Origin of the sequence: Chryseobacterium sp. Y16C, assembly GCF_022488405.1 — a bacterium.
Classification (GTDB): Bacteria; Bacteroidota; Bacteroidia; order Flavobacteriales; family Weeksellaceae; genus Chryseobacterium; species Chryseobacterium geocarposphaerae.
Genome location: NZ_CP092711.1, coordinates 3456974 through 3482808, shown reverse-complemented (window position 1 = coordinate 3482808; position 25835 = coordinate 3456974). Strand labels below are relative to the sequence as shown.

Below are 25835 nucleotides of genomic sequence, written 5' to 3'. Positions count from 1 at the left end.
CATTCTTTATTTTACAGGAATGCTGAACGCCACTTCTTCAGGCGGTAAGCATTGCTTATCATTACAGACCATGTAGGTAAGCGTACCTTTTACCGTAGGTGATTGGTCTGTTAGTTTGACCTTTTGCTGGAACACGACAGATTTTTCGTAATAACCTACTTGCATATCAAAAGTCGGGTCGTGTTTAACAATCGGTTTTGCCGCCAGTACTTTTCCGTTCAATTGGTAGCTTTTGGATGACTGGAACGAAAAACTTGTGGGCTGCGGACCATCTTTAGGAACCGAAAGTGAATAGATGTGCCAACCGTTTTCAATTGTTGCTTTTAAAAGCAGTACGGCTTCTTTATCGCTGGTACGTTTTGCAGCATAAGACCATTTGACAGGCTTTAATATCTGTCCGAAAGATGTGGCACTTAGGAATACAAATGCCACAAAAAATATTATCTTTTTCATTGTATTACATTTTAGGGTTCATTATTATTTTTCATCCAGCAGTTTCTTCATCAGGTCAAGCACTTCCTGCGACATGTAGTCTGCACCGCCGACCTGCCTGCCGATGATATTATTTTTCTTGTCTACTATTATAGTTGTGGGGATAGAACCTGTGAATAAGTCACGGGGTATATCGCCATCGGGAATATAAACAGGTAAGTCAAACTTTTTACCTTGCATCCATTTTTTGGACTTTTCTATATTTCCATCTACATCCACCATAAGGAATACTAAATCTTTGTTATCCTTAAAGTTCTTCCGCAGTTCGTTGATGGATGGCATTTCGTGTATGCAGGGCGGACACCATGTAGCCCAAAGATTGATAAAGACCACTTTTCCTTTTAAGGAATGCAACGAAACGGATTTACCATTCTCGTCCTTAAACTTTAAGTCAGGCGTTTCCTGCGCCTCGGACACTAATGGCCGTCCGCCATTAGTGTTCTGATTTGCGTTCAATTTTCTATCAATACTATTTCCATTCATTGATGCGTATGCTAATCCCGTAATGACTATCAGGGGAAGTAAGGCTAATTTTTTGATATTCATTTTCATGCTCTTATTTTTTTATTTTACCCTCTTTGATTTCTTCCGATGGTTTCAAGATGATTTTATCCTCCGGCGCAAGATTGCCGTAAACCTCTGTCAGCGTATCTAAACGGATGCCCTCTTTTACAGCTATACGTTTTACTTCATCGTTGTTCATTGTTAATACATACATTCCCGATTGGGTATTCAAAACGGATTTATTGTTTACCCAATAGGATGGACTTTTACGCTGCAATTTCAATTTGACCTGTGCGTAATCGCCCCCCTGTAATTCGCCTACTGGATTGCTCACGTCAAACTCCAGTGTAAGGGAACGGTCTTTCTGGTCGAGCAATCCTGATGTACGGGAAAGTTTGGCATCGAATGTTTTACCCGGTTGTGAACTGACTGTAAATGTTGCGGGCATTCCCTGTTTTACAGATGCTGCGTGTTTTTCCGGCAGTGATAAGGTTAAGCGTAGCTTATTGCCCTGTGCCATCATGAATAAAGGCATGTTGCCCCCTGTTCCTGCCAAAGCACCAACCGAAACATTACGCTCTGTAATAATCCCATCAAATGGTGCTGTGATGCGCAGGTACTGTTGCAACTGTGAAGAATGTGCTGTACCTGCTTTTGAGGCATCATAAGAAGATTTGGCACTTTCCATTGCACTTTTTGCCCTGTCCAGTTCAATATCCGCAACGGCTCCCGTTGTTTTGGAAGCGGTAACCAATCGGTCATACGCTTGTTTAGCATAGAGGTAATCACTATATACTTTTTGCTCCGATGATTTACTTGACAGGTATTCCTGTTGCATTTCCGGTGCTTCCAATACCGCTAAAAGCTGCCCTTTGCGCACCCGGTCACCACGGTCAACGTACATTTTTTGAACAAAGCCCGTAACCTTAGCAAATACGGCTACCTGCTCGTAGGGTTTCAGTTCTGCCGGTACAGAAATTTCATATTCGGGATTGATAAACTGTACCGGAGCCGTTTTATAATTTACCGCCCTGGGCTGTTCGGTTTTAACTTGTTCTTTTTCCTTTTCTTTGTGGGAGCAAGCCGAAAGCAGTAATACCAGCGATGCAGTCAGTGCCAATACTACTGTCGATTTTCTATTGATTGAAATGCTATGATACATTGTGATGATTATTTTAAAGTTTATTATATCGTTTGTTTACCGGATTGTTCTGCATAATACCTGCTCTCACAATCGTCAGGGTCTAATGACGGGCTAATTACTTTCGTTCTTGACATCATAGATGAAAAGAAATGCGGAACCAATAACAGGATGGTTACGGTAGAGGCAATCAGTCCACCAATAACAGCCCTGCCCAATGGTGCTACCTGCTCTGCGCCATCGCCTAAGCCCAATGCCATCGGCAGCATCCCGGCAAGCATCGCTGCGGCAGTCATCAATACAGGTCTTAACCTTGACGAAGCTGCCAGCCTTGCGGCATTAATAGGTCTTAACGCCATTTTTGTACGGTAATATTCAGCTTGATTAACCAATAAAACCGCATTGGAAACCGATACCCCAAGCGACATAATAATACCCATATAGGACTGGAGGTTAAGCGTGCTACCTGTCAGGAATAGAATAATAAGGCTTCCCGCAATCACAGCAGGTAATACCGATAGGATAATCAAAGGCACTTTGAACGATTGGTAGTAAGCCGATAGCATCAGGAATATAGCGATAATCGCCACTCCTAAACCTGCCAATAAACTCCCTAATGTATCATCCAACAATTGTAACGTTCCCTCTGTCCATACAACCGTGCCACGGGGTGCTTCGCCTGCATCTTTAATCGCCTGCTTTACTGCCCTTGAAGCCGTACCCAAATCCTTATCATACAGATTGGCTACAATGGTCACGTATCGGTTCGGACCTTTACGGTTGACCTGTGCCGGAGCCGTTACCCTGCGGATAGTTGCCACATCTTCCAGTACCGGGCGAAGACTTCCCGCTTTCAACGGAAGTGAGCGCAATCTTTCCTCCGACATAATACCCTCCGGTATCTGTACCTGTGTTTGGAATACTAATCCCGATTTCGGGTCTATCCAAAGGTTTTTATCGGTAAAGCGGGTAGATGAGGTAGCCGTAACAAGACTGCGGGTAATATCCTGCATCGTCAGCCCGAACTGCCCGGCAAGGTCACGGTTTACCTCGATTTCCATACTCGGATAGGCAACAGGTTCCGCAATGCGTACATCACGCAGATAAGGAACTTTTTTGAGGTTTGCCTCAATCTTTGATGCGTGGGCATAAGCACCTTTTACCTGACCTGCTCCGACTTTAACCTCAATAGGTGTCATCGCTCCCTGACCCATGATTTTTTCGGTCAGTTCCATCGGCTCAAAATTGAAAGCAACTTCGGGATGCTTCTTGATAATCTTTTGACGGACTTTCTCTTTAAAATCTTCCATCGAACCGCCGTACACCTCTTTATTGACCGAAATTTGCAGCACGGCTTCGTGAGAAGCATTACTAAAAAGGAATATCGGGTTGATAGGTGAACCTGCGGGGTGCATCCCTACAAATGCGGAGGTAATGTTCAATCCGTTTTCAGGGAGTTCAGCCTTAATATCCTCCGTAATATCTTTGACAATCTGCTCGGTCTTTTCGAGCCTGCTTCCTGACGGAGCATCTATTCGTATCTGAAAATCGCCGTTATTGGAAACGGGCATTACGTCCGTGCCTACAACAGTCAATAATAAGCCTGAAATTGCACCAGCAACCAATACATAGACCACGAAAAGCGGTATGGCTTTGGTTGACCATTTACGCATTTTAAACGAATAGTTTACCCGGAACTTATCGAAAAAAGCCCGCTTTCTCGGTGTGTTGGCTTCCGTGTTGTGCTTGTTTTTCATCATCCAGTTTGCCAGTATCGGGACAAAGGTCTGTGACGCCAAAAAGGATGCAATCATCGCAAAGGCAACCGCCATAGACAAAGGCATAAACATATCTTTCGGAATACCTGCCATAATAAATGCAGGGGTCAATACCGCAAGGATACACAGCAATATCAGCAATTTGGGGATAGAGATTTCAAGCAAAGCATCTATAATGGCTCGCTGTTTCTTTTTACCCATTTCCATGTGCTGGTGAATGTTCTCTATCGTTACCGTGGCTTCATCGACCAGGATACCGATGGACAGGGCAAGCCCGCTCAATGTCATAATATTAATGGTCTGCCCGAAAAGGTACAATGTGGTCACGGCTGCAAGAATGGCAATCGGTATGGTCAGTACCACAATGATAGCCCCACGGGTATCGCCTAAGAACAATAATATCATCAACCCTGTAAATACCGCTCCCAAAATTCCCTCGTGTATCAGATTGGAAAGGGAACGCTCGATATAATTGGATTGGTCAAACTCATAGCTGACCTTTACATCTTCCGGTAGCTGGTCTTTCAGCATCGGGATAGCTGCCTTTAGGTTTTCCACTGCATCCAAAGTAGAGGCATCCGCTTTTTTGATAATAGGCAAGTAAACCGAACGTTTACCATTTACCAAAGCGTAGCCCACGGTTTGGTCGGCTCCGTCCTCCACACGAGCAACATCGCCCACATATACAGTACGGTTATCGCTTGTTCTTACAGGGGTTTTCAACAATTCTTCGGGTCCTTTGGCAATGGAGTTAATGGGAGCCATCAGGTTCTCATTATCAATGCGGATATTTCCGGCAGGTGACGGAAGACTGTTCTTGGTAATGGCTACCGTAATATCTTCGGGGCTTAATCCGTTCGCCTGCATCGCTTCGGGGTCAATGTTAATGACAATGGAACGGATGTTCCCGCCAAAAGGCGCAGGAGAAGTAATACCGGGAATTTGTACGAACATCGGTCTTATTTTGGTCAGTGCCAATGTCTGTATTTCATTTACGGAACGCTGGTCGCTTTCAAACACGAGGTTACCCACAGGGAGCGAACTACCGTCAAAGCGTACCACCATCGGGGGGACGGCTCCGGGCGGCAGGAAGCCCATTGCCCGTGAAACGGATGTTGATACCTCTCCGGCAGCCTGCGACATATCGGTTCCGGGATAAAAGGTCAGCTTCATCAGGGTCAAACCCTGTACGCTTTTAAAATCAATATTTTTTACGCCACTGACAAACAGGAGTACCTTTTGGAACTCGTTTGCCATAAAGCCATCCATATATGCTGGCGATAAACCGCCATAAGGCATGGCAACATACATCGCAGGCAATTCCACTTCAGGAAATATATCTACGTTAATTTTTTTTATGGTATTATACGAAAAGAATGCTATCGCCAGTACGACAACCATAATCGCAATGGGCTTTCTTAACGCAAATCTTATAATGTTCATATACGATTATTTAAAGGTTGTTAAACAAAAAGTCAAAATCAGCAGTTAGCTCTGCTTCGTAAGCGAGCAGTACCCAATACTCACGGGAAGCCTCGATGTGGGCGTTCTCTGCCTGTTCCAGCAAAATGCGTATCTGTAAAAGTTCGCTCAACGTGATTAAACCGCTTTTGTACCTTGCGAGGTACATATTGTAAGCATCCTGCGATTGCTGAACCGCAAGTTTTGTTTTCCTAAGTTGCTCATACTGCTGCATGATTTTTGCCTGCGAAGCGGACAAATCTGCCTGCATCGCCTGTTCGTATTGCGAATGCAGATACTTAGTGCTTTCCGCTTCTTTAAAAAGCTGTTCTCCTTTTTTACGATTGGTGTACAGACTTGTTAAATTCCAGGTGATACCGATACCCGCCAAAACGTTATTGGTGGTATTATTAAACCCGTCTTTCCATGCACCTGATACCCTACCGTTAGTTCCTATACCCGTACCACGGTACGCATAGCCACCTAATAGATTTATTGAGGGCAAAGAAGACCTTTTTTGTGCCTCACCACTCAATGTATAGTACTCGGATTGCTTATCTAAAGCATCTAAAATGGGATGTGAGGGATTGATGGTATTTAATTTGTTTAAATTGTTTTGGGCAGGATTGCCAAAACGGTCGGCAGATGCCGTATAATTAACCGTGTCATTGCCGTACAGTTCCAATAGTTTAATGTAAGAGGCACTTTTAAAACCGTTCCATTTATCGTGTTCGCCCATTGCCTGTACATAGGATGATGATGCAAGGAGGCTGTCTGCAGCAGGGCGTAAACCCGATGCAGATAAGCCGGACGTTATTTTGCGAATGTCGTCAAGACGTTCCGCATTCTTTTCCGTCCATTGCAGTTTGGCTTCGTTGTACAAAAGCGCAATGTACCTTTCGGATAAAGTCTTTTTCAGATTGAGCAGGTAAGCATCCTTATCGCTTACCGATTTATTATATAAAGCTCCAGCAGCTTCGTTCTGCTTACGGAGTTTTCCGAAAGAGAATAATTCCCATTCCACAGTAGCAGAACCAAAAGTATTGGCGGCGGTAGAACTACCATCCAATGGGACTGCTGAACCACTGACATTGAAAAAACCTGCCTGCGGAAAAAATGCGCCTGCGCTTCCCTCGTAGGTTCCGTAGGTATTCTGTGCTTGTGCTTTTACCTGTGGGAGCATTTTGCCCTTAACCGCCTCTTGATTGAGTTTTGCGGCATCAATGGCAGATGTTTTTGCGCCAATGCCCGGATAATTTTCTTCTACCTTAGACCATAAGCTGCCTAACGTATTTTCCTTTTGCTGCTGCGCATAGATTGGAAATGCAGCAACAACGGCAATCCACAATAATGTGGTCGCCATAATATGTTTTATCATATTACTTTACAAATTTTGGATAGGTCGTAAAGCACGACCTTAAATTATTTTAAAATGAAATCAATAGAAATTCGACCCATTGAACAGGTACGGTCAACAGGGAAAAAAGGAATTAGCTGGCGTAATGGATAATGAGTTTCCGGTATTCCAAGAAGATAGGAATTGAACTGCGGATTTTACCACTGCCACTGTAAAGGGGGTGTTTGTTTTCTTTGTTTACTGGACGTAAACCGAAAATAAATAGGAATGCAGCCGTGAGAATAACGGCTGGCAATAAATCGTTCGCATGAAATGAAACCTTTTGAACGATTGAAATATCAGCAGTATTAAGCTGGGTACAGTTTTCAAATGTATTTGAAGAATAGGATTGGCTGCCTTTAGGTATGCTCCGTTCGGTCTTGGTAGGAATACCAGCCAAATTTTTGAGACTTGTCTTGACCGCACAGGACGTAAGTAATACCAAAAGCATTGCAGCGAACACAAAAAAGTATCGCTTACAACTTGCTAAAATATTTGATATATTCTTATCCATCAATTCACAAAAATAGTTTTATTTAATTAAGGGTACAAACAATTCTGTCCATTTTATGCTTTTTTAACACGAAAATTGGTGAAATACGTTTAAGTATGCCAATAAAGCTGCACGTTTTTATTATTATTCCTGCGCCATAGGTGTCGATGAAATTATGTATAAAATCGTATGGCATAAACTTTGCGCCAACTTTAGAGGAACATTTCTTAATTCTTTTAGCTATGAGACGTAAGCGAACCATTGATATTATTTGTATTTTATTAGCTATTACAGCAGTGGTAATGATATATTTAGGGATATCCGCAGGAATATTACCGCCAACAGTAACAGGGATAGGCTTTTTCTTAATTATCTGGGCTTTTCAGATTTTCAGAAAAGACTTACGCTGATAATTTCCTTGCAATGAAAGTATGCAACTGCTCGTCATTCACTACTTAACCAATTCTTTATTTTTTTCCGACCATTCATTAATCCCTCCTAAGTACATGCGTAGGTTTTTTATGCCTTTTCTTTTCAGTAAAGAGTAAGCCATCGCAGCACGTAATCCGCTTTGACAATGTACAATAACAGGTTTGTCAGTATTGATTTTATCCAAGTTATTTTCCAACGAGGTTAGTACTATATGATTGACCCCTTTGATATGCCCGCTTTCATATTCGCTATCGCTTCTTACGTCTATGATTTGAATATCGTTTTTACCTATATGCTTTTCGAGTTCTTCCGCACTCACGAGGTCAGATTGCTCCAGCTTGATATTCATGTTATCTAAGTCGGTGACAAAACCATAGATATTATCCATTCCGATACGCATTAGTTTCCGGGTTAAATCTTCTGTTTTGCTTTCCTCTGTTATCAATACCAGCTGCTGCTGATAATCGGCTAAAGAACCCAGCCAAGTGCTGATTGATTTGCCATTTTCTATATGCAGGCTATTCGGGATATTCCCTTTCGCTACCACTTCTTTATTGCGTGTATCAATAATGAGCAGGTTATCATCTATTGATTGCCTAAATGCCTTAGCATCCAATTTCGGATATATCGGAACTTGTATCAGCAACGGACGTTCTGCCTTGTTTAATTGCTTCATTACCGCAAAATATTTCGGCGGTGCTGGTTGCCCGTCTAAAATATATTTTACAAAGCCATTTTCATCATTTTTAAACTGAAAGGCTTTGCTATTCTGCTTTTCTTCCTTTAATGTAGAATGCGGAATAGTACTTAGGCTCTTTCCACAAAATGAACCTGCTCCGTGTCCAGCCCATATTTCCAACTCATCCGGTAATTTGGAAAATTTTTGAATGGAAGCATAAAGCTGCCTGGCTCCTTGCTCTTGTGACCCGATTTGACCTGCTGCCTTTTCCAATAAGTCGGGACGTCCAACGTTACCCACGAAAATGAAATCACCTGTAATGGCTCTTTGAGGCGTAGCGGGTACTTTTGTATCGCTTACCAAAAAAGTAATACTTTCAGGCGTATGACCAGGTGTGTGCATTACTTTCAGTTCTACCTGACCGATTGAGATAATGCTACCGTCTTTTAGTCCTGTGTGCTGAAACTGATATTGCCAGTCTGTTCCACCCTCATCAGAAAGTAACAATTCGGCTTTGGTGGCGGCTGCCAACTCACGGGAACCGCTTAAAAAATCGGCATGAATGTGGGTTTCAGTTACTTTAGTAATGGTGAGATTGTTGGTTTTAGCAATTTCCAAATAGGTATCTATATCCCGTTTGGGGTCAACCACAATAGCTTCTTTGGTTTTTAAATCGCCTATCACAAAACTTGCCTGTGACAGTGTTTCATCATATACACGCTCGAAAAAATAGCTTTGGGCATGCAATTTATTAACTTGTCCTAACAACGTAAACAGAAAAATAATCGTTGTTAATCTTATTGTGTGCAACATAAGTCATCATTCTTTTTAAATTTGTAACCCACAAATTTAGCCTATCTGTATGCCACGTACTGTAACTTTTGTTACATAAGATGACTTATAAGTATTTAAACAGGGTTTTTGACCATTTAATACTCGTTGCTTTAATGAGGTAGTTTCTCCCTTAACAAGCCGTAAACCCATGTGCCAGCAATGGCGCTCAACAAGGTAACGGCGACAACGGTAGCCCCTGTTCCAATTTGAGCAAAAAGCGGACCCGGACAGGCTCCGGTCATAGCCCATCCAAAGCCAAAAATTAAGCCTCCAATGATTTGCCCTTTATTGAATTTTTTAGGTGCAATTTTAATAGGCTCCCCGTATATGGTTTTGATGTTGAACTTTTTTATCAGGAAAACGGAAATCATTCCTGTAATAACCGCACTTCCGATAATGCCGTACATGTGAAATGATTGCAGGCGAAACATTTCCTGTATGCGGAACCAGCTTATTACCTCTGATTTTACGAATACGATACCGAAAAGCACGCCTACTATCAGATATTTGAGGTTATGATACCATTTATGTTCTAAACGGCTTTCGTTGACGCACATTGCATCCGTTTCACGAAGCTGTAAATCTTTTTCTGTATCTCTATGTAATTGCATAATTTGTCAGGTTATAATGAAAGTATAAGCGGTAATATGAGGTTCGCCATAATGAAGCCACCAACCATAAAACAAATGGTAGCAATTAACGAGGGCAACTGTAAATTCGATAAGCCCATGATGGCATGTCCGCTTGTGCAGCCACCTGCGTAACGTGTGCCAAAACCGACTAAAAAACCACCGACAACCATTAGAATAAAACCCTTTGGGGTTAATAAGGATTGCCAGTTGATAATATCTTGAGGAATTAGGTTGTTATAGTTTGTAATGCCGTACCCTGACAACTCCTGCGCTAACTTTGGGTTGACCTCGATGGGCGCGGGATCTGACAGCAGGTTAATGGCAATTACCCCACCTAAAAATATCCCGAATACAAAAAACAGGTTCCACGCTTCTTTTTTCCAGTCGTATTTAAAGAATGAAATATTTGCGGGCATACATGAGGCGCATATATGTCTTAACGAAGAACTGATACCAAAGGATTTGTTACCAATTATTAAAAGCAATGGTACGGTCAGCCCGACCAACGGGCCAGCAACGTACCAAGCCCAGGGTTGTTTCAAAAATTCTAACATTTTCTGTTTTATATGTTTTCGTTAATCAATCTTTCTAATTCATTTGCTGGAAAAACGCCGGATTGCCGCCAGCGTATTTCTCCCTTTTTAAATATAATAAGGGTAGGTACGCCCCGAACCTGATAAGCGGCTGCCGCCTGCGGGTTCTTGTCCACATCAATTTTAATAATACTCGCATTTTCACCTATGCGTTGCTTTAATTCCTCCAGTACAGGAGCCATCATTTTGCAGGGTCCGCACCATTCCGCAAAAAAATCAACCAATACAGGTTTTTCGCTATTTATTATTTCCTGAAACGTCATATTCTTTTTTGTCTTTTTTAAAGGTTGATAAGAGTAACCCAGCCATTGCAGCCCCATAAAGTGTACTGTTAATGGGATTGGATGTAATGGCACAACTACCTGTACTGCACCCTATAAAGCACCAGTATAAATAGCCTGCAATTGCGCCGATAGCTATTCCTATTAAGGTGAGAAAATGTTTTTTAGCGAACTTCTTCATACGATATATCTTCTATTTTTTTAGCACCTCTCGGAGCAGTTGTTTTACAACCCGATACGCCACAGCAACCGATATTCATTAATGGCATCAAAGAGAATAAAGCGCCTAACCCCACGAGCAGCCATTCATTATCCATAATGCCCTGTACAATAACAATAATACCTAATGCGAAGCGTAGTACACGCATAAAGTTCCAGTTTCTTAAATATCCTTTCATGATTGCTCGCTTTCTTGATTTACCACCTGATTTACATTTTGCCAAGTTCCACCGTTGATAACCTGTTCAAAGCCGTTTTGCTCTAAAATATTCTTTGCCTGACCGCTTCTGTTTCCACTACGGCAAAATACCACAATGTTCTTCCTTGCTATGAACTTTGATAACTGTTCCGGCAATTTATCCAACGGAATATTTACTGCTCCTTTTACGCTACCACCCGCAAATTCAGAAGGTGTGCGTACATCAACTAAGAATGCACCGTTTTTAATTGCTTCCGTGAGCTGGCTGTTGTCTGTGCTTCCGAATAAGGCTGAAAAAAATCCCATAACATTAAATTTTAAGCGTTTGTGCAAGATGCTCCATTGCACCTAATTGTTTTACCCTCTGCTGCCAACCATGCTTTCATGCCGCCTGAAAAATTCTTTACGTTTTCAAACCCGTTTTTGGCAAGTATAGAATAAGCTATGGATGAACGGTCGCCCGACTGACAATGAATAACTACTTGTTTGTCTTTACTTATTTTATCCAAGTTGTCCGGCAAGGTTCCTACAAAAACATTATCCGCTCCCTCAATATGTCCTGCCTCGTATTCTGTCGCTCCACGGACATCAACTATCTGTGTATTGTCTTTGCCAATGTAAGTTTTAAACTCGTCTAATGAAATGACATCTGCGGTCTGAAGCTCCATGCCTAAATCGTCTATATCGGAAATGAAACCATACATATTATCCATCCCAATACGCATCAGTTTACGGGTCAAATCTTCCATTTGGTTTTCATCGGCTATTAGGATAAACTGCTCCCGATAGTTGAGCAGCCAGCCGCACCACGTAGAAAAGGCGTTATTGCCCTGTATGTTGAGGCTGCCGGGGATAAAGCCTTTGGCAAAATCCGCTTTATTACGGGTGTCAATAACCTTGATACCTTTTTCGTAGGCAGATATAAACTGCACTTTGGATAGCTTCGGATGTTTCGGAACTTCAATCAGCAATGGACGGTTCACTTTGTTCAGATGCTTCATCATCGCAAAATATTTCGGTGGTTCGGGCTGGTCTGCCAAAAGGTTTTCGATAAACCCCTTTTCATCGTCCCCGTACTGCAATGCCCAATTGCGGATTTTTTCATAGCCCACGGTAGAACTTGGGACAGCACCCAAAGCCTTGCCACAGGCAGAGCCTGCACCATGTGCCGACCATACCTGAACGTATTCGGGAAGCGCAGCAAACTTTTTCAGTGACCGGAACATCTGTTCTGCCCCGGCTTCTTTTGTTCCGATAAGCCCTGCGGCTTTTTCCAGTAAATCGGGGCGACCTATATCGCCGACAAAAACAAAATCACCTGTGAACACCATTACGGGTTTATCCGTAGCCGGGTGGTCAGTCAGTAAAAAGCTGATGCTTTCCGGCGTGTGACCAGGTGTGTGCATTATTTCCAATGTGAGGTTACCGACCCTGATAATATCACCGTCTTTCAGTCCATTGTGCGGGAACTGATATTGCCAATCTTCGCCGCCCTCGTCCGAGAGGTACATTGTTGCCCCGGTTACTGCCGCCAGTTCCCTTGACCCGCAAAGAAAATCTGCGTGTATATGGGTTTCGGCGATATGGGTAATACGTAGATTGTTCTGCTTTGCGATGTCGATATATATATCTGTATCTCTTTGGGCATCTATTACGATTGCTTCGCCCGTAGCCTGACAGCCTATTACATAACTGCCCTGTGCTAAACTCTTATCATAAACGTGTTGAAAAAACATACTGCTTTATTTTATCGTTATCATTCTTTTTGTTACTACAAATTTCCTCTATATATTATTCCTGAACAGCTACTTTAGTTACACAAGAACCGGAAGATTACATTTTGCCTTTCATCATCTTATTCCAGTACATATATGGCAGCATATATTTTTTGAGTAGCCACAAACGCCAATGCTCTTTAGCACTATTGAATACTAACATATACTTTAGCATCGGGTCGGGCGTAAACTCATTCTTATAATTAAATTCAGCCAATGTCATTTTACCATACCCCGTAACCAATGGGCATGAAGAATAGCCATCGTAAGACTTATTATCTGCTGGCTTATGGGCAAGTAATTTTAAAATATTATCCACCACCACCGGAGCCTGTTTGCGAATGGCTGCACCCGTCTTTGCTGTTGGCAATGCTGCTACATCTCCTAAGCCGAAAATGTTGGGGTACGTTTTGTGCTGCATGCTGTTAATATCGACATTGAGCCAACCTGCTTCGTTGCATAAGCCGGATGTTCGCACAAATTCAGGCGCAACCTGTGGCGGAGCCAAGTGGAGAAAATCAAAAGGTATCTCAATAACCGATTGCCCTTGTATCCGTTCGCCTAAAACGTTACCCTCATTTACCACACATTTGTTTTCATCGGGTGCTATATTTTGGAAGTAAGCAATCTTCTTATCCGGGTCAATCCGAACAGGCGCATAAAAAGGTTTAAAATGGACGTTATACCGATGAATAACTTTCATCAGGGTATCGGCGATTACCTTTACGCCGAAAATGACAGAACCCGGCGTAGCAAAGACCAAATTCGTTTTTTTATCCAGCCCTTTTCTCTTAAAATAGTCGGCTGCGAGGTACATAATCTTCTGTGGTGCGCCGCCGCATTTAATCGGTGTGGTGGGCTGGGTGAAAATGGCATTGCCACCTTTGAACTCCTGTAAACATTTCCATGTATATTCAGGGTCTATGTAGTTGCTGCAAACTACACCTTTATTTAAGGCTTCTTCCAAACCTGCAATCATTGATAGGTCATACACCAGCCCCGGAGCAACTACCAAATAATCATATCCGATACTTCCGCTTTTTTCGGTTTCTATTTTGTTTTCTTTGGGTAGAAATCCAGTAGCCTTATCTTTCATCCATTCCACGCCCGGAGGTATGAGCGATGCTTCCTGCCTTACGGTATTCTCCATCTTGTATGTGCCTGCACCTACTAATGTAAAGGCGGGTTGATAGTAATGCTTTTCGGAGGGTTCAATAATGCCAATAGTCAAACTGGATTGTTTTTTCTTTAATTGAGCAGCAACCATAATTCCTGCGGTTCCTCCGCCGATAATCAAGATTTGAAAATGCTTTTCCATATTACTATGATTTTAGTGTAACCATGTTTCCTTAATGATGATATATATACCCATGACGAGTACAAACCAGCCGAAAGCGGGTTTTAGCTTGTCTGCTTTAATTTTGGTAGAAAGGTAACTGCCTATCAAAATGCCGATGATGGCAATAGATGCTATGCTCAATAAAAATCCCCATTGTACCGATGTATGAGACAGGGAAAACAGAAATCCCATTAGAGAATTAATAGAGATAATTACCAATGATGTCCCTACGGCGGTTTTCATCGGCAATTTCAGCAGGTTTACCAAAGCAGGGATAATCAGGAAGCCGCCACCTGCGCCAATCAGCCCGGTTACAACTCCTATGAAAATGCCCTGTGTAAAAATTTGAAAAAAATCAAGTGGCAGATCTTGCCGTGGTTCACCAATGGCAAGCCTGTCATTCTTAATCATGCTGTAAGAAGCTGCAATCATCAATACAGCAAAAAGCAACATAAGTAGGATATTCTTGGATAGCGTGAAATTAGCGAACGTGAAGATATCCTGCGGAATAGCAGGAAGTAGGTATTGTCTGGTCAGAAAAATGGCGGCAATAGATGGGATACCGAAAACAATGGCTGTTTTGATATGAACCAATCCTTTTCTGAAATAAGAAAAGGAACCGACAACACTTGTTGCACCAACGATAAAAAGAGAATAAGCAGTAGCTAATACGGCATCGAGGTTAAATAGGTACACCAGCACCGGAACTGTAAGAATACTGCCACCTCCGCCGATTAGTCCTAAAGAAATACCAATAAAAATTGATGCCGAATAACCCGCTAAATCCATAGTTTTCTGAATTGATACTACAAATTTGCATCAATTCAAAAAACCGTTCAGTTACATTTGTTACATAAGGGTGATTTTGTTCCTGCCTAAGCGAACCGCTCCGTTTTCTTCCAACTGCTTCAGGAGCCGTGAAACCACAACACGGGCAGTGCCTAATTCATTGGCTAACTGCTCATGGGTGATGTTCAGGATATTATTGCCTGTAAGTTCTTGTTTTTTGTGCAGTAAGGATAACAGGCGTTCATCTATCTTTTTAAAAGTGATGGCATTGACAATCTCCAGTAGTTCTTCAAAACGCTTGTGGTATAGGCGGAATATATATTCCAGCCATTGCGGATATTCTTTGATAAACAAGGCTACTTTGTCCATTGGCAGGAAAAGGATTTCTGCATCTTCTTCTACTTCTGCTTTGACTTTGCTGGTTTCATTGTGCATACCACCCAAAAAAGACATTATGCAGCTTTCCCCGGCTTTGATATAATACAATAAAATTTCCCTTCCGTCTTCTTCTGTTCGTATAACTTTCAATGTTCCTTGTACGACAATAGGAATTGAACGTATGCAAGAGTTCTCATTTACGATAATACTCCCGGCTCCATATTCTTTTCGTATGCTGTATTCATACAATTTCCCGATTAATTCGGGAGAAGACTTAAATTCAGTTATTTGTTCTAATGGTTCCATTTACACATTTTTTAGGGTTTACCGATTGATAAGATGGTGATACATTTCCTGATAGGTAGGTACTTCGAGGTGATATTCCTTAGCTTGCTCTACTATATATCCTGTTAATGAATGTACTTCCGTTTCTTTCTTTCCCGATAAATAATCGGAGTGCATAGATGTTGTGGCATCAGGCAATAGGTTTAAAAATTTGTCCCATACACTTTCTTTTATATTGGCGGGCAGTTGAATGTTTTTACAATCAGCAATAGCGCAACATTCGTCAATAAGATGGCGCAAATCGGCACAAGCCTTTTCGTCTTGCTTTATTTCGCCAAAAGTTTTATTGTAATAGGATGTTATGGTAGCTGTCGATGAAATAAAAACGAATTTTTCCCAAATCTTAACGGCAATATCTTTGGTAAGGGTGGCATCAATCCCGGACTGTTTAAACAAACGGTACAGTAAGTTTAAGCGCTCGTCTTCGCAATCCTGAACACCAAAAGTAATAGTAGGCTTGTGTCCGTAATCACGGACATGACCAGGTGCAACCAACCTCGAAATAATATAGGCACACCCGCCTGCAACAAGGTTGTTTTGATACAATGTTTTTATCTTATTAGCACTGTCTACACCATTGAGCAATGGCAGAAATACTGTTTCTTCCTTAATGCAGGAGGCAATCTTGCTAACTGTTTCCTTTATATCGTAACTTTTGGTGCAAAGGATAATGTAATCCACCTTTCCAAAATCCGCCGGATTATCGGAAATTATATCGGGATACGCTATGAATTGTCTTTCGGGCGTAGTTATTTTTAATCCTGTATCTTTTATTATTTTTAGATTTTCACCTCTCGCCATAAAGCACATGGATATATTATCCTTGTCTTTGAAATTTTTAGCGAGCATGCCACCAAAATAACCACCGACCCCGCCAATGCCAACTATTAAGATTTTTGTCATCGTTTTTTTATGTTATAATATAACACAAAGTTACTCAAAACAAACGGGGTGTACTATCCCTGTTGTATCAAATGCTGTAAATCGGGGTCGTTTTTGATACGTTCCATTTCATTCTCAACGATTTTTATGACGTCCAGTTTTATCTGTTTGTAGTTATTCTCGATTTCCTTTTTCATATTGTCGGTTCCGCTTTCATCGGTAAAAGAAAGTATCTGCGGTATCTTTTTGTAACTTTTGGTTTCGGCAGCTACTTTATCTGTATCCACAACAATTTCAGCATGAAAGATTTTTTGCTCGATACGTTCATCGAAGTTGTCAGATACTGCCCCGACAAACATACCCTGTGTAAGCGTTGAGATTTTAGATGCTGGTATCAGGCTATCCATTTGGGTTGAAATAGAAGTGGATTTATCATTGCGGTTAATGGTCATGCTCTGCCGCTTCTGTAACACTTTTCCGAAACGCTCGCTTAGGCTCTTGGCGGTTTCGCCAACCACCTGACCACTGAAAATATTACCTACCGTATTCTGTATTACTTTGCTTTCCTTGTCGCCGTAATCACGGGTTAATTGACTAAAATCCTGAAAGCCTAAGCATACAGCCACCTTATTACTTCTCGCAGTTGCGATAAGGGTGTCCAAGCCCCTAAAATAAATTGTGGGCAGCTCATCTATGATAACCGAACTCTTTAATTGCCCTTTCTTGTTGATTAGTTTTACAATCCTCGAATTGTACAAACCCAAAGCTGCGGAGTAAATATTTTGTCGGTCGGGGTTGTTGCCTACACATAAAATTTTTGGTTCTTTTGGATTATTAATATCTAAAGAAAAATCGTCACCCGTCATCACCCAATACAGTTGCGGGCTTATCATTCTTGACAAAGGAATTTTAGCAGAAGCAATTTGTCCCTGTAATTGGTCTTGCGCCCCGCCTTGCCACGCATCCATGAAGGGCGACAAATAATTTTCCAGTTCCGGGTATGAAGTCAATATGGTGAATACGTCTGCGTATTTTTTATTCAGCAGTTCTATCGCATGGGGGAATGTACAATACTTGCCATCTTGGTAAATTCTCAAATACCAAATGATGGCAGCTAATAAGATAATTGGGCTATCCACAAAGAAATCCCCTTGTTTCAAAATCCAGCTTTTGTTAAGGTTCAGCATGATGGTATAAGCCGCCTCGTAAGCATCGGATATATCCGTCATGAAAGCAGGATTAAGCGGATTGCATCGGTGGCTCCGGCGTGGGTCGTCAAAGTTGATAACATAGAATTTGGGCTTAACCTTATACTTATCGGAATGTTTTAGTAAGTGATTGTAGGCAATGGTAGAAAGGTCATCAAACTTGAAATCGTAGATGTACATGCTGAACCCTTTCTCGATGTGCTGCTTAATGTAGCTGTTTACGATAGCAAACGATTTTCCACTGCCCGGAGTACCCAACACAATCGAGGCTCGAAAAGGGTTGACTACGTTCACCCACCCGTCATTCCATTTTCCCTTATAGTAGAACTTGGTCGGCAGGTTGACGGAGTATTCATTTTCCATCAACTTGGTTTCCTGCTGGAAACTTTCATTTTCATTATTAAATACGTCATCCATCAGGTTATTTCTCAATAGCCTGCTCATCCATACACCTGCCATCATCAGGGCGATATAACCTAATGAGGTCGTCAGGATGTATAGCGAAGTGGCAATGCCAGCGGATAATTTTAAAAGTGGTGTGTTCAGGAAGAACAGCACAAAGCCGATAACTAAAGCAACATAGATTTTGCCCCATGTTATCTTCTCATTCTTTACGCCCTTTGTTCCGAGGCAGCTTAACGCCAGCAGGACTAAAGCAAAAATTTTGGTGTACAGGGTATTTGAAAATAGCCCGGCGGTGCGGTTGAAATTGGTCAGTATCTTGGCTATAATTTCGAGTGTCCAGCCACGTTGGGCAAAGAACCCGAAACAGAACCAATAGAAATGCATCAATACGATGATGATGCTTACTGCTCTCATAAATGCCATTATTTTGGCAAGTCCTCTTAAATCGTCTTCTCCTTGCATAATTGAAATTTTTTGTGATGCAAGTGAATTTAGAGGCTCTGTATGGTGGCTCACCTAAAGCGGTGTCGGATGGCTTTTGGAGGCATTATTTGGCTTTTAAGTGCAGGTAATTGTCAGGCTTGTACAGGTTTTCTCTCCATAATAAACACTGTTGAATATGTTTTTAGTAATTTAGCCTTGTTTAGAATTGATTACGATGCAGGAATACCGCTCTATTGGAAACATAAGTGAAGATTTGCCCTTTGAGGTAATTCCATTAGCTGAATATCTCGAACAACAAAGAGAAAGGGTTACGCTACCCCATACGCAGGATTTTTATCAAATAATATGGTTTAAGTCTGGTAGCGGTGTGCATACCGTTGATTTCAACGAATATGAAGTGTTTGAAAACGCAATATTTTTCATAGCCAAAAATCAGGTGCATTGTTTTTCTTCTTTGAACAAAAGTGAGGGCTTTGTTATCAATTTCGATGAGGCTTTTTTGGTACAGAAAGATGGGGATGTCGATTTTTTCCTAAAATGCAACCTGTTTAACAATCCTTATCAAATGCCATCATGCTGCGTGGGTAGTGGCTGGGAATACAAGCTGGATGAGTACATTGCTCAAATGCGTGTAGAACTTTCGGAAAAGAAGTCCTACGGGAAAGAGGAATTATTAAGATTGTACTTAAAGGCGTTTCTAATACAGGTGCAGCGCAGAAAACACCAGCTTGAAGAAATAGAAAGCGGTATTAACCCTTTTCCCGTTGATGAAAAAAGGAATTTATTAGTGCAGTTCGTCAATGCGGTAGATGAGAATTTTAACCGTAACCTGACGGTGAGCCAGTATGCGGAATTATTACATATTTCTTCACGAACGTTATCTAATCTAACCCTGCAACTGTTGCAAAAGCGACCTATACAGGTTATACAGGAGCGGATAATCTTAGAAGCGAAAAGACTGCTTTTACATTCGGAGCTTTCGGTTAAGGAGATAGCTGACCGCATCGGGTTTGAAGACCCGGCTTATTTTGTCCGTTATTTCAAAAAGCATACTGCATTGTCTCCAACCAACTTCCGTAAAACAGTCAGATAAGTACAGTTTATTTTCAGTTTTGTCCACCCGTTTCTTTTCGGGTTCAAGGTAACTTTGTAAATAAAATTTTAAGTTATGTTGAACAATCTGAATTTAGAAGCATTGCAAGGCTACATAGACCTTGTAAAAAGTAACCCTGCCGAGGGTATTGCTACTTTTGGTGTTACTGCAAACTGGCAAAATGGTGTCAATACAGAAATCACTACCCATAGTAAAAATGTAGGTTCAAAAAGAGTTGCTACACAGTTTAAATATTCTATTGGCGAACCAGCTGAATTATTGGGTGATGATAAGAACCCTAACCCACAGGATTATATTCTTGGCGGTATGGCTGGCTGTATGATGGTTGGATTTGTTGCCGGAGCATCAGGAAAAGGAATAGAATTAAAAAGCGTGCAATTGGATATTGTTGGCGAATTAGACCTAAGAGGCTTTTTAGATTTAGACCCGAATGTTACTGTAGGTTTTGAAGAACTGCAATTCAATTTTAAAGTTGAGGGCAGCGGAACACAAGAGCAGTACGATGAAATCATAGAGCACGTGCGCAAGGTTTCTCCTGGTTATCAAACCATCCTGAAACCTGTCAAAATCTCTATCAATAAAGAGATATAGTATTTGTCCAATAGAATATTAAAAATCAGGGAATGAGTAAAATAATTAATGTAGATTATGTTGGTAAATATACCTCCAGCGTAAATACACCTTTAAATGAAGCCGCCATTAAAGTAAATGCCGTTGACTTTACACCGATGGACTTATTGGCGAGTGCTTATGCCTCCTGTTTAATGGGAACAGTGGACTACGAAGCAAGGAAAAAGGGCTTTGAAAGCACCGTTTCAAGATGCGAAATATCGTATGAGATGAATGAGGATGGTTCCAAAGTGAAATCTTACACTATCAATCTGTTTTTTGCCAATGACTTTGAACCGGAGCAGGCAAACGTATTGCAGACGGCAGCTAAAACAAAGTGCCATGTAGGGCAAAGCCTTTCTGCCGATATTGAAAAATCTTTCCGGTTTTTTTATAAGAGTATGTCCGAGGCATGTAACCGCAAATAGACCATTACGCTGGTAAATTTGACAAAGTGTAAAAGCCCTCAATTCAAATAACGATAATACAATGAAAGTACAAATATGGTCGGACGTGATGTGTCCGTTTTGCTATATCGCAAAAAACAATTTTGAAAAGGCTATAGAGCAACTTCCATTTGCTAACGATATTCAGGTCGAATGGAAAAGTTATCAGTTGGACCCGGAACTAAAAGAAAATTCCGGCAGTAAAACTTTTGGTCAGTATTTAATGGAAAGAAAAGGATTTTCAGCCCCACAAACAAAACAGTTTCTCCAGCAACTGACAGATATGGGTCAAAATTCAGGCGTGAATTTTAACCATGACAGAACATTTGTTGCTAACACTTTTCCGGCGCATAAACTACTGCATCTTGCCAAAAAAGCCGGAAAGGATAATGAAATGGAAGAACTGTTGTTCCGTGCATTGTTTGAGGACGGAAAGAACATAGCTGATACAGAACTCTTAGTGTCGTTGGCAGAACAGCTTGGCATTGAACGAGAAATGGCAAAAGACGTTCTTTCTTCAGATAAATTTGAGTACGAAGTAAAGCAGGATTTTATGGAAGCGAGAAACATGGGAATATCAGGTGTCCCATTCTTTGTACTCAATGACAAGTATTCCGTTTCAGGAGCGCAGCCAGTAGAAGCCTTTGTAAGTGCATTAACGCAAACCTATAAAGAAACCGTTAAGCCCTTAGAAAATCTTGGTGGCAATGATAAATCTTGTTCGGCAGACGGGTGTAGCCTTTAATGGTAGCAACCAAACCCATACATTTTAAACCCCGCATTTGCGGGGTTTATTTGTTTAATGATTTATAGGTTATTCAGCAATTTGGCAATCCTGCCAATACCCTCATCCAATACAGAACGTGGACACGCTACATTGATACGGATATAGCCATCACCATTGGATACAAACATTTTACCATCTTCTATTAAAACCCCATTGTTGGCAAAAAGCATTGTCAGGTTATTTTTGTCGGCAATCTGCGGCAGGTAATCCTCAATATTAATCCAAGCCAGATAAGTAGCTTCGGGAATGGAAAAACGGGCGTTGGGCAGTAGTTCTTTTAACCTTACTTTTAGAAAGGCAAAGTTTTCATCCAAATAGACTTTCAGTTGCTCCAGCCAATCTTCACAGTCCTGATAGGCAGCCTGCGTAGCCGCTACGCTCAACGGCGAAAGAAACTCCGTGTAGTAAAGTTCCCATTCTTCCCTTATCTCTTTGTTCGGAATAAAGATGTGTGACATCAGGTTGCCAGCAAGGTTGAAAGTTTTACTCGGTGCGGTACAGGTAATAATCCTGTCGCTATCGGGAAATAGCCTTGCCAGTGGGATATGTTGCTGACCATTGCGCAAAAGGTCGCAATGTATCTCGTCCGAAATTATCCAAATATCCCATTCTAAGCACAGCTTCCCAATCTTTAATAATTCTTCTTCCGTCCATACACGTCCGGTAGGATTGTGCGGGTTGCAAAGTATGAAAACCTTAATCTTGTTGGCAGGGTTGCTTAACTTTTGTTCTATATCCTCAAACGACATTATATAGTAGCCATCTTTTTCCTCCAAATCACTATAAAACACTTTCCGATTATTGTAGTCGCCTGCTTTTTTGAAAGGTGTGTAAGATGGTGTATTGATTAAAATAGCATCGTCTTTATCTGTCAGCAAACCGATAAGCCTGTTAAGAGCCGGAATAATGCCGGGAGAAATAACCATTTCATCAGCATTTATTTCCCATTGGTATCTTTTCAGGAACCAATCATACAATACCTTAAAATAGGTTTCGTCATAAACATAAGTGTAACCGAGTATCTTTCTGTCCAAACGTCTTTTTATGGCTTCAAGAATTTCGGGCGGGGTTGAAAAGTCCATATCCGCAACCCACATCCTTATGTAATCCTTATTTTCAAAAGGAAACTTTGTATCATTGTCTAAATTGAAAATATATTGCCGCCAGCCATCGTAGCTTAGACTATTAGTTCCCTCCCGGTCTATAATTTCATCAAAATTGTACTTCATATTATTTATTTTAGACCAACTTATCTGCATTATTGGTTTTTGTGTGCTATCATAGATATTTCAACGTTACATTCTTTTGGAAGACCTTTTACAGCGATTGTTTCCCGTGCCGGAAAATTATCATTAAAGTATGTGGCATAAATATCGTTAACCTGGGCAAACAGTTTCATATCAGATAAGAAAATAGAGGTTTTTACTACATCAGAAAACTGAAAGCCTGCTTCTTCAAGTATGAAAGCAAGATTATTCATAACCTGCTTTGTTTCCAATTCTATATTTTCTGTAACCATTTCTCCGGTTGTTGCATTAACTGGTATTTGACCTGATATGTATAAAAAGTTACCTGCAAGAACAGCTTGGTTATACGGACCTATCGGCGCAGGCGCATTAGATGTGTTGATAATTGTATTCATATCTATTATTTTTTTACAAATTTCTAAAATAATACATTTAAAAACCATAAGTCCAAACAACTTTAAAAAATATTTCTATTATTTTAATTACTTTTGGTCTATTATTATTTTTTGGTCTAATAAACTGAAAAGGTATAGAAAAAAAATTTTTTTAATTTGGATTGGAATGAGCAGCGATTATAAATTAGACGATACAGACAAAGGCATTTTAAGATTACTACAACAGAATGCCCGGATGACTAATAAGGAAATAGCGGACAGATTAAACAAAAGTATTACACCCATACATATAAGGGTCAAACGTCTTCAGGACGAGGGGTACATTCAGAATTACGTAGCTGTTTTGAACCCCAAATTGATAGACAAAAACCTGACCGTTTTCGCCCAAATACAATTGAAAGACCATAGCGGAATTGCTCTCAAAACCTTTATGGAACAATCAGCCAAATTAAAAGAAGTTCGAGAGTGTTACCACATGACCGGAGCATTCGACTTTTTACTAAAGATTGCTGTATCTTCAATGGAAGAATATTCGGATGTTATGCTGAAAAAACTTTCAGAACTTCCCGGATTGGGAGCCATACAAAGTGTTTTTGTATTAACTGAGGTAAAAAACGATAAGACCTATGATATTTAAGTTTTTTTATTGTCGGCTATTAGTTATCTTTCTTTTCTGCGTTTCTTTTTCTTCATACGGTTAGCAAATGCCTGTTCCTCGTAATCCTCACCCTGCGCTTCCGGCAGTAACCCGCCCAATCCGTCTATCAATCCGAAATCATCGGTCGGCTGTTCTTTATTCAGGAAGTCAAAAAGCCCGTGCGTTTCTTCCTTTTCATCAGCATTGCTTTTGCCTGCTGTTGGTAAATCTGTGGTGCTGCTCTGCTCTATGGTTTGGCGTTGTTCTACTGCTGCATCTTTCCACCAATCATTAAAGACATTCGCAGATAGGTTTTTGTCCAAAGCTGAACCGTTCCAAACGGTACGGCTTTCGTGGTCAACAAAGGTCATTCCGTAAATACGCCCCCCGTCATTGCGGCGTACAACGGTATTGATGCCCTGCTCAATCAGTTGCTTTTTAAAATCGGCTTCATTGGTAGCGGTGTGCATCGCTGCCTCAATGGTATTTTTGAGGATGGCTCTTGCGGGGTCGGTCTTCATTTTTTTCTTAGCTTCCGCAAAGTGGTTTTGCAGTTCGTCCAGTCCTGCGTGTTTGCCGAAAAGGGATGACTTAAAAGGATTGCTGGCTTTCTCGCCCGGCTCATTCAGGGCAAAATACACCAGCCCGTTTTTAGGTTGCCCGTGCAATTCCCCCTTTACTTCTTCTGCCGTAATATTGAACAGGGAAAGCAAAGCGTTGTAAGCCCCGATGCTTTGGTATTGGTAATACTTCGGCAGGTATCTCACTACCGATGCAATTTGGCTCTTTACGTCCCCGGCTATGTAATCTACCGGACGGAATGCCTGCTCATTTCCGGTGCGCTGTTTTTCGGTGGCGGGTATCAGTTTGTACTTCTGTTCCAAATCCCTGCAAATTGCCATTGATTGCGGGTGGTCGTAGCTATCGCTTATCTTCTTGCCGTCTATACCTACACAAATCGTGACGATATGGATATGGGTACGCTCAATATCGTTATGCTTATATACAATATAGGGTTGCTTGCCATATCCCATACGCTCCATATACTCCTGTGCCATTTCCATAAACTGCGCATCGCTGACCTTATCCGCAGGATCTGGGTTCAACGATATATGGCGCACAGGTTTCTCCGTTCGGATATTGGCAGATAAATAAGGCTCAAAACGCTGGTGCAGATAACTGGCTGAATAGGTATTATCCAGCGTTTCGGGTATCTTGTTCAGTAACAAAACCTGCCCGTTTTCGCTGTCAATCTTTTTCTGATTATAGGAAATAGCACCGTACAAATTCTCCCCTTTACCAATCTTCGCTATCATTTTATCGGTCTTTTTGCATGTGTGTTTTTTCAAATTCGGCTGTTAGCTCAATCACTTGGCGGCACAATGCAGCCATTTCTGCCGTCTGTTTTTCCAATTTAAAGAGGTACGCCGATGCCTTTTTTTCCGAGAAATTGCGGTAAAGTATCTTCACGATTTGGTTATAGTTCACACCAACGGCTCTGAACTGGCTGTAAAAATTGGTGAGCCTTGTATGAAAATCCACGGCATCCATATCAATTTTTACGGTCTTTACTGTCTTCTGAAAGATGCAGGCGGTAATAAAATGCGCCATTACTTTCATACCCGATTGCTCAAACAACGCAAGGAACTGTGCATTTTCCATGTCGTTCAGACTAATCGAATAACGGTGGGTCGCTGGGTCTTTCTTAGGCTTGCGACCTACTTTGCTTATTTGATTTCTTTTGTTGTCTTCCATATCTCATTCCATTATAATTACCATAAACCACGACTTCGGAGTGCGTTTTCCAGCCCCCTGCTAAGGGCAAGTTGTTTTTAGATGCGGAATTTATTTCGAGCAGCTAAAAACATAACTTGCTCCTTTCGGGTGAAAGGAAAATCCGC

At 41.3% G+C, this 25835-nt stretch carries 28 protein-coding genes; 5 read left to right on the top strand and 23 right to left on the bottom strand.

The features are described 5' to 3' along the window. Positions 1-6: 6 nt before the first annotated feature. The 19 genes from MKS83_RS15765 to mobC all read right to left on the bottom strand — a co-directional run bounded on the left by MKS83_RS15765 (position 7) and on the right by mobC (position 18717). A complete protein-coding gene (locus MKS83_RS15765; RefSeq protein ID WP_223711871.1) occupies positions 7-453 on the bottom strand; it encodes a protein-disulfide reductase DsbD N-terminal domain-containing protein in 447 nt (148 codons plus the stop codon). 24 nt (positions 454-477) lie between these two features. After that, positions 478-1044 (bottom strand): TlpA family protein disulfide reductase, encoded by a 567-nt coding sequence (locus MKS83_RS15760; protein ID WP_223711872.1) that lies wholly within the window; start codon positions 1042-1044, stop codon positions 478-480. Positions 1045-1048: 4 nt separating this feature from the next. Continuing rightward, the gene (locus MKS83_RS15755) at positions 1049-2158 is read right to left on the bottom strand and encodes an efflux RND transporter periplasmic adaptor subunit (RefSeq protein WP_223711873.1); all 1110 of its coding nucleotides are present in this window, start codon (positions 2156-2158) and stop codon (positions 1049-1051) included. Positions 2159-2181: 23 nt separating this feature from the next. Then, positions 2182-5358, bottom strand: a complete 3177-nt coding sequence (locus tag MKS83_RS15750) for an efflux RND transporter permease subunit (protein WP_223711874.1) — start codon at positions 5356-5358, stop codon at positions 2182-2184. Positions 5359-5368: 10 nt separating this feature from the next. Further along, positions 5369-6739 carry a TolC family protein gene (locus MKS83_RS15745; protein WP_240583200.1) on the bottom strand — a complete coding sequence of 457 codons (1371 nt, stop codon included), beginning with the start codon at positions 6737-6739 and terminating at the stop codon, positions 5369-5371. 127 nt (positions 6740-6866) lie between these two features. Continuing rightward, positions 6867-7286 (bottom strand): hypothetical protein, encoded by a 420-nt coding sequence (locus MKS83_RS15740; RefSeq protein WP_223711876.1) that lies wholly within the window; start codon positions 7284-7286, stop codon positions 6867-6869. Between the two features lie 430 nt (positions 7287-7716). Then, a complete protein-coding gene (locus MKS83_RS15735) occupies positions 7717-9189 on the bottom strand; it encodes an MBL fold metallo-hydrolase (protein WP_223711878.1) in 1473 nt (490 codons plus the stop codon). A gap of 131 nt (positions 9190-9320) precedes the next feature. Further along, positions 9321-9821 (bottom strand): DUF6691 family protein, encoded by a 501-nt coding sequence (locus MKS83_RS15730; RefSeq protein ID WP_223711879.1) that lies wholly within the window; start codon positions 9819-9821, stop codon positions 9321-9323. A gap of 11 nt (positions 9822-9832) precedes the next feature. Further along, entirely contained in the window at positions 9833-10396 is a 564-nt protein-coding gene (locus MKS83_RS15725; RefSeq protein ID WP_223711880.1) for a YeeE/YedE family protein, read from the bottom strand. Between the two features lie 8 nt (positions 10397-10404). After that, entirely contained in the window at positions 10405-10698 is a 294-nt protein-coding gene (trxA, locus tag MKS83_RS15720) for a thioredoxin (RefSeq protein WP_223711881.1), read from the bottom strand. Next, complete coding sequence (locus MKS83_RS15715; RefSeq protein WP_223711882.1) at positions 10673-10897, bottom strand: DUF6132 family protein; 225 nt, start codon at positions 10895-10897, stop codon at positions 10673-10675. Before MKS83_RS15715 ends, trxA begins: the two co-directional genes overlap by 26 nt. Beyond that, positions 10881-11084, bottom strand: coding sequence for a hypothetical protein (locus MKS83_RS15710; RefSeq protein ID WP_240580400.1), 204 nt, complete (start codon positions 11082-11084; stop codon positions 10881-10883). Before MKS83_RS15710 ends, MKS83_RS15715 begins: the two co-directional genes overlap by 17 nt. Before the next feature lie 26 nt (positions 11085-11110). Next, positions 11111-11440, bottom strand: coding sequence for a rhodanese-like domain-containing protein (locus MKS83_RS15705; RefSeq protein ID WP_223711884.1), 330 nt, complete (start codon positions 11438-11440; stop codon positions 11111-11113). A gap of 11 nt (positions 11441-11451) precedes the next feature. Next, on the bottom strand, positions 11452-12870 hold the full coding sequence (locus tag MKS83_RS15700) for an MBL fold metallo-hydrolase (protein WP_223711885.1): 1419 nt from the start codon (positions 12868-12870) through the stop codon (positions 11452-11454). Between the two features lie 97 nt (positions 12871-12967). After that, positions 12968-14227, bottom strand: a complete 1260-nt coding sequence (locus MKS83_RS15695) for an FAD/NAD(P)-binding oxidoreductase (RefSeq protein WP_240580399.1) — start codon at positions 14225-14227, stop codon at positions 12968-12970. A gap of 12 nt (positions 14228-14239) precedes the next feature. Beyond that, complete coding sequence (locus MKS83_RS15690) at positions 14240-15037, bottom strand: sulfite exporter TauE/SafE family protein (protein WP_223711887.1); 798 nt, start codon at positions 15035-15037, stop codon at positions 14240-14242. A 60-nt stretch (positions 15038-15097) separates the two neighbouring features. Next, positions 15098-15721, bottom strand: a complete 624-nt coding sequence (locus MKS83_RS15685; protein ID WP_223711888.1) for a Crp/Fnr family transcriptional regulator — start codon at positions 15719-15721, stop codon at positions 15098-15100. 18 nt (positions 15722-15739) lie between these two features. After that, positions 15740-16663, bottom strand: coding sequence for a ketopantoate reductase family protein (locus MKS83_RS15680; protein ID WP_223711889.1), 924 nt, complete (start codon positions 16661-16663; stop codon positions 15740-15742). A 53-nt stretch (positions 16664-16716) separates the two neighbouring features. Continuing rightward, positions 16717-18717 (bottom strand): conjugal transfer protein MobC, encoded by a 2001-nt coding sequence (gene mobC, locus MKS83_RS15675; RefSeq protein WP_240580397.1) that lies wholly within the window; start codon positions 18715-18717, stop codon positions 16717-16719. 196 nt (positions 18718-18913) lie between these two features. Here mobC and MKS83_RS15670 point away from each other — a divergent pair, with 196 nt between their 5' ends. The 4 genes from MKS83_RS15670 (at position 18914) to MKS83_RS15655 (ending at position 21613) form a co-directional block, all read left to right on the top strand. Further along, positions 18914-19792: an AraC family transcriptional regulator gene (locus MKS83_RS15670; RefSeq protein WP_223711890.1), complete on the top strand. Its 879-nt coding sequence runs from the start codon at positions 18914-18916 to the stop codon at positions 19790-19792. Positions 19793-19894: 102 nt separating this feature from the next. After that, entirely contained in the window at positions 19895-20404 is a 510-nt protein-coding gene (locus tag MKS83_RS15665) for an OsmC family protein (protein ID WP_240580396.1), read from the top strand. 32 nt (positions 20405-20436) lie between these two features. Then, a complete protein-coding gene (locus MKS83_RS15660; protein ID WP_223711892.1) occupies positions 20437-20850 on the top strand; it encodes an OsmC family protein in 414 nt (137 codons plus the stop codon). 61 nt (positions 20851-20911) lie between these two features. Next, complete coding sequence (locus MKS83_RS15655; protein ID WP_223711893.1) at positions 20912-21613, top strand: DsbA family protein; 702 nt, start codon at positions 20912-20914, stop codon at positions 21611-21613. Positions 21614-21675: 62 nt separating this feature from the next. Here MKS83_RS15655 and MKS83_RS15650 read toward each other — a convergent pair whose 3' ends face one another. Next, a complete protein-coding gene (locus tag MKS83_RS15650; protein WP_223711894.1) occupies positions 21676-22884 on the bottom strand; it encodes a MalY/PatB family protein in 1209 nt (402 codons plus the stop codon). 29 nt (positions 22885-22913) lie between these two features. Beyond that, positions 22914-23297 carry a Rid family detoxifying hydrolase gene (locus MKS83_RS15645; RefSeq protein ID WP_223711895.1) on the bottom strand — a complete coding sequence of 128 codons (384 nt, stop codon included), beginning with the start codon at positions 23295-23297 and terminating at the stop codon, positions 22914-22916. Positions 23298-23463: 166 nt separating this feature from the next. Between MKS83_RS15645 and MKS83_RS15640 the strand changes: the two genes are divergently transcribed. Then, the gene (locus tag MKS83_RS15640) at positions 23464-23934 is read left to right on the top strand and encodes an Lrp/AsnC family transcriptional regulator (protein WP_223711896.1); all 471 of its coding nucleotides are present in this window, start codon (positions 23464-23466) and stop codon (positions 23932-23934) included. Between the two features lie 23 nt (positions 23935-23957). Here MKS83_RS15640 and mobB read toward each other — a convergent pair whose 3' ends face one another. Together mobB and mobA are read right to left on the bottom strand one after the other, a co-directional pair. Further along, positions 23958-25250, bottom strand: a complete 1293-nt coding sequence (gene mobB, locus MKS83_RS15635) for a conjugal transfer protein MobB (RefSeq protein WP_223711897.1) — start codon at positions 25248-25250, stop codon at positions 23958-23960. Position 25251: 1 nt separating this feature from the next. After that, on the bottom strand, positions 25252-25689 hold the full coding sequence (mobA, locus tag MKS83_RS15630) for a conjugal transfer protein MobA (protein ID WP_223711898.1): 438 nt from the start codon (positions 25687-25689) through the stop codon (positions 25252-25254). Between the last annotated feature and the right edge of the window lie 146 nt (positions 25690-25835).

What these genes read in the sequence shown, in the direction of transcription:
- MKS83_RS15765 (WP_223711871.1), bottom strand. Translation starts at nt 453, where the DNA reads ATGAAAAAGATAATATTTTTTGTGGCATTTGTATTCCTAAGTGCCACA.
- MKS83_RS15760 (WP_223711872.1), bottom strand. Translation starts at nt 1,044, where the DNA reads ATGAAAATGAATATCAAAAAATTAGCCTTACTTCCCCTGATAGTCATT.
- MKS83_RS15755 (WP_223711873.1), bottom strand. Translation starts at nt 2,158, where the DNA reads ATGTATCATAGCATTTCAATCAATAGAAAATCGACAGTAGTATTGGCA.
- MKS83_RS15750 (WP_223711874.1), bottom strand. Translation starts at nt 5,358, where the DNA reads ATGAACATTATAAGATTTGCGTTAAGAAAGCCCATTGCGATTATGGTT.
- MKS83_RS15745 (WP_240583200.1), bottom strand. Translation starts at nt 6,739, where the DNA reads ATGGCGACCACATTATTGTGGATTGCCGTTGTTGCTGCATTTCCAATC.
- MKS83_RS15740 (WP_223711876.1), bottom strand. Translation starts at nt 7,286, where the DNA reads ATGGATAAGAATATATCAAATATTTTAGCAAGTTGTAAGCGATACTTT.
- MKS83_RS15735 (WP_223711878.1), bottom strand. Translation starts at nt 9,189, where the DNA reads ATGTTGCACACAATAAGATTAACAACGATTATTTTTCTGTTTACGTTG.
- MKS83_RS15730 (WP_223711879.1), bottom strand. Translation starts at nt 9,821, where the DNA reads ATGCAATTACATAGAGATACAGAAAAAGATTTACAGCTTCGTGAAACG.
- MKS83_RS15725 (WP_223711880.1), bottom strand. Translation starts at nt 10,396, where the DNA reads ATGTTAGAATTTTTGAAACAACCCTGGGCTTGGTACGTTGCTGGCCCG.
- trxA (WP_223711881.1), bottom strand. Translation starts at nt 10,698, where the DNA reads ATGACGTTTCAGGAAATAATAAATAGCGAAAAACCTGTATTGGTTGAT.
- MKS83_RS15715 (WP_223711882.1), bottom strand. Translation starts at nt 10,897, where the DNA reads ATGAAGAAGTTCGCTAAAAAACATTTTCTCACCTTAATAGGAATAGCT.
- MKS83_RS15710 (WP_240580400.1), bottom strand. Translation starts at nt 11,084, where the DNA reads ATGCGTGTACTACGCTTCGCATTAGGTATTATTGTTATTGTACAGGGC.
- MKS83_RS15705 (WP_223711884.1), bottom strand. Translation starts at nt 11,440, where the DNA reads ATGGGATTTTTTTCAGCCTTATTCGGAAGCACAGACAACAGCCAGCTC.
- MKS83_RS15700 (WP_223711885.1), bottom strand. Translation starts at nt 12,870, where the DNA reads ATGTTTTTTCAACACGTTTATGATAAGAGTTTAGCACAGGGCAGTTAT.
- MKS83_RS15695 (WP_240580399.1), bottom strand. Translation starts at nt 14,227, where the DNA reads ATGGAAAAGCATTTTCAAATCTTGATTATCGGCGGAGGAACCGCAGGA.
- MKS83_RS15690 (WP_223711887.1), bottom strand. Translation starts at nt 15,037, where the DNA reads ATGGATTTAGCGGGTTATTCGGCATCAATTTTTATTGGTATTTCTTTA.
- MKS83_RS15685 (WP_223711888.1), bottom strand. Translation starts at nt 15,721, where the DNA reads ATGGAACCATTAGAACAAATAACTGAATTTAAGTCTTCTCCCGAATTA.
- MKS83_RS15680 (WP_223711889.1), bottom strand. Translation starts at nt 16,663, where the DNA reads ATGACAAAAATCTTAATAGTTGGCATTGGCGGGGTCGGTGGTTATTTT.
- mobC (WP_240580397.1), bottom strand. Translation starts at nt 18,717, where the DNA reads ATGCAAGGAGAAGACGATTTAAGAGGACTTGCCAAAATAATGGCATTT.
- MKS83_RS15670 (WP_223711890.1), top strand. Translation starts at nt 18,914, where the DNA reads ATGCAGGAATACCGCTCTATTGGAAACATAAGTGAAGATTTGCCCTTT.
- MKS83_RS15660 (WP_223711892.1), top strand. Translation starts at nt 20,437, where the DNA reads ATGAGTAAAATAATTAATGTAGATTATGTTGGTAAATATACCTCCAGC.
- MKS83_RS15655 (WP_223711893.1), top strand. Translation starts at nt 20,912, where the DNA reads ATGAAAGTACAAATATGGTCGGACGTGATGTGTCCGTTTTGCTATATC.
- MKS83_RS15650 (WP_223711894.1), bottom strand. Translation starts at nt 22,884, where the DNA reads ATGAAGTACAATTTTGATGAAATTATAGACCGGGAGGGAACTAATAGT.
- MKS83_RS15645 (WP_223711895.1), bottom strand. Translation starts at nt 23,297, where the DNA reads ATGAATACAATTATCAACACATCTAATGCGCCTGCGCCGATAGGTCCG.
- MKS83_RS15640 (WP_223711896.1), top strand. Translation starts at nt 23,464, where the DNA reads ATGAGCAGCGATTATAAATTAGACGATACAGACAAAGGCATTTTAAGA.
- mobB (WP_223711897.1), bottom strand. Translation starts at nt 25,250, where the DNA reads ATGATAGCGAAGATTGGTAAAGGGGAGAATTTGTACGGTGCTATTTCC.
- mobA (WP_223711898.1), bottom strand. Translation starts at nt 25,689, where the DNA reads ATGGAAGACAACAAAAGAAATCAAATAAGCAAAGTAGGTCGCAAGCCT.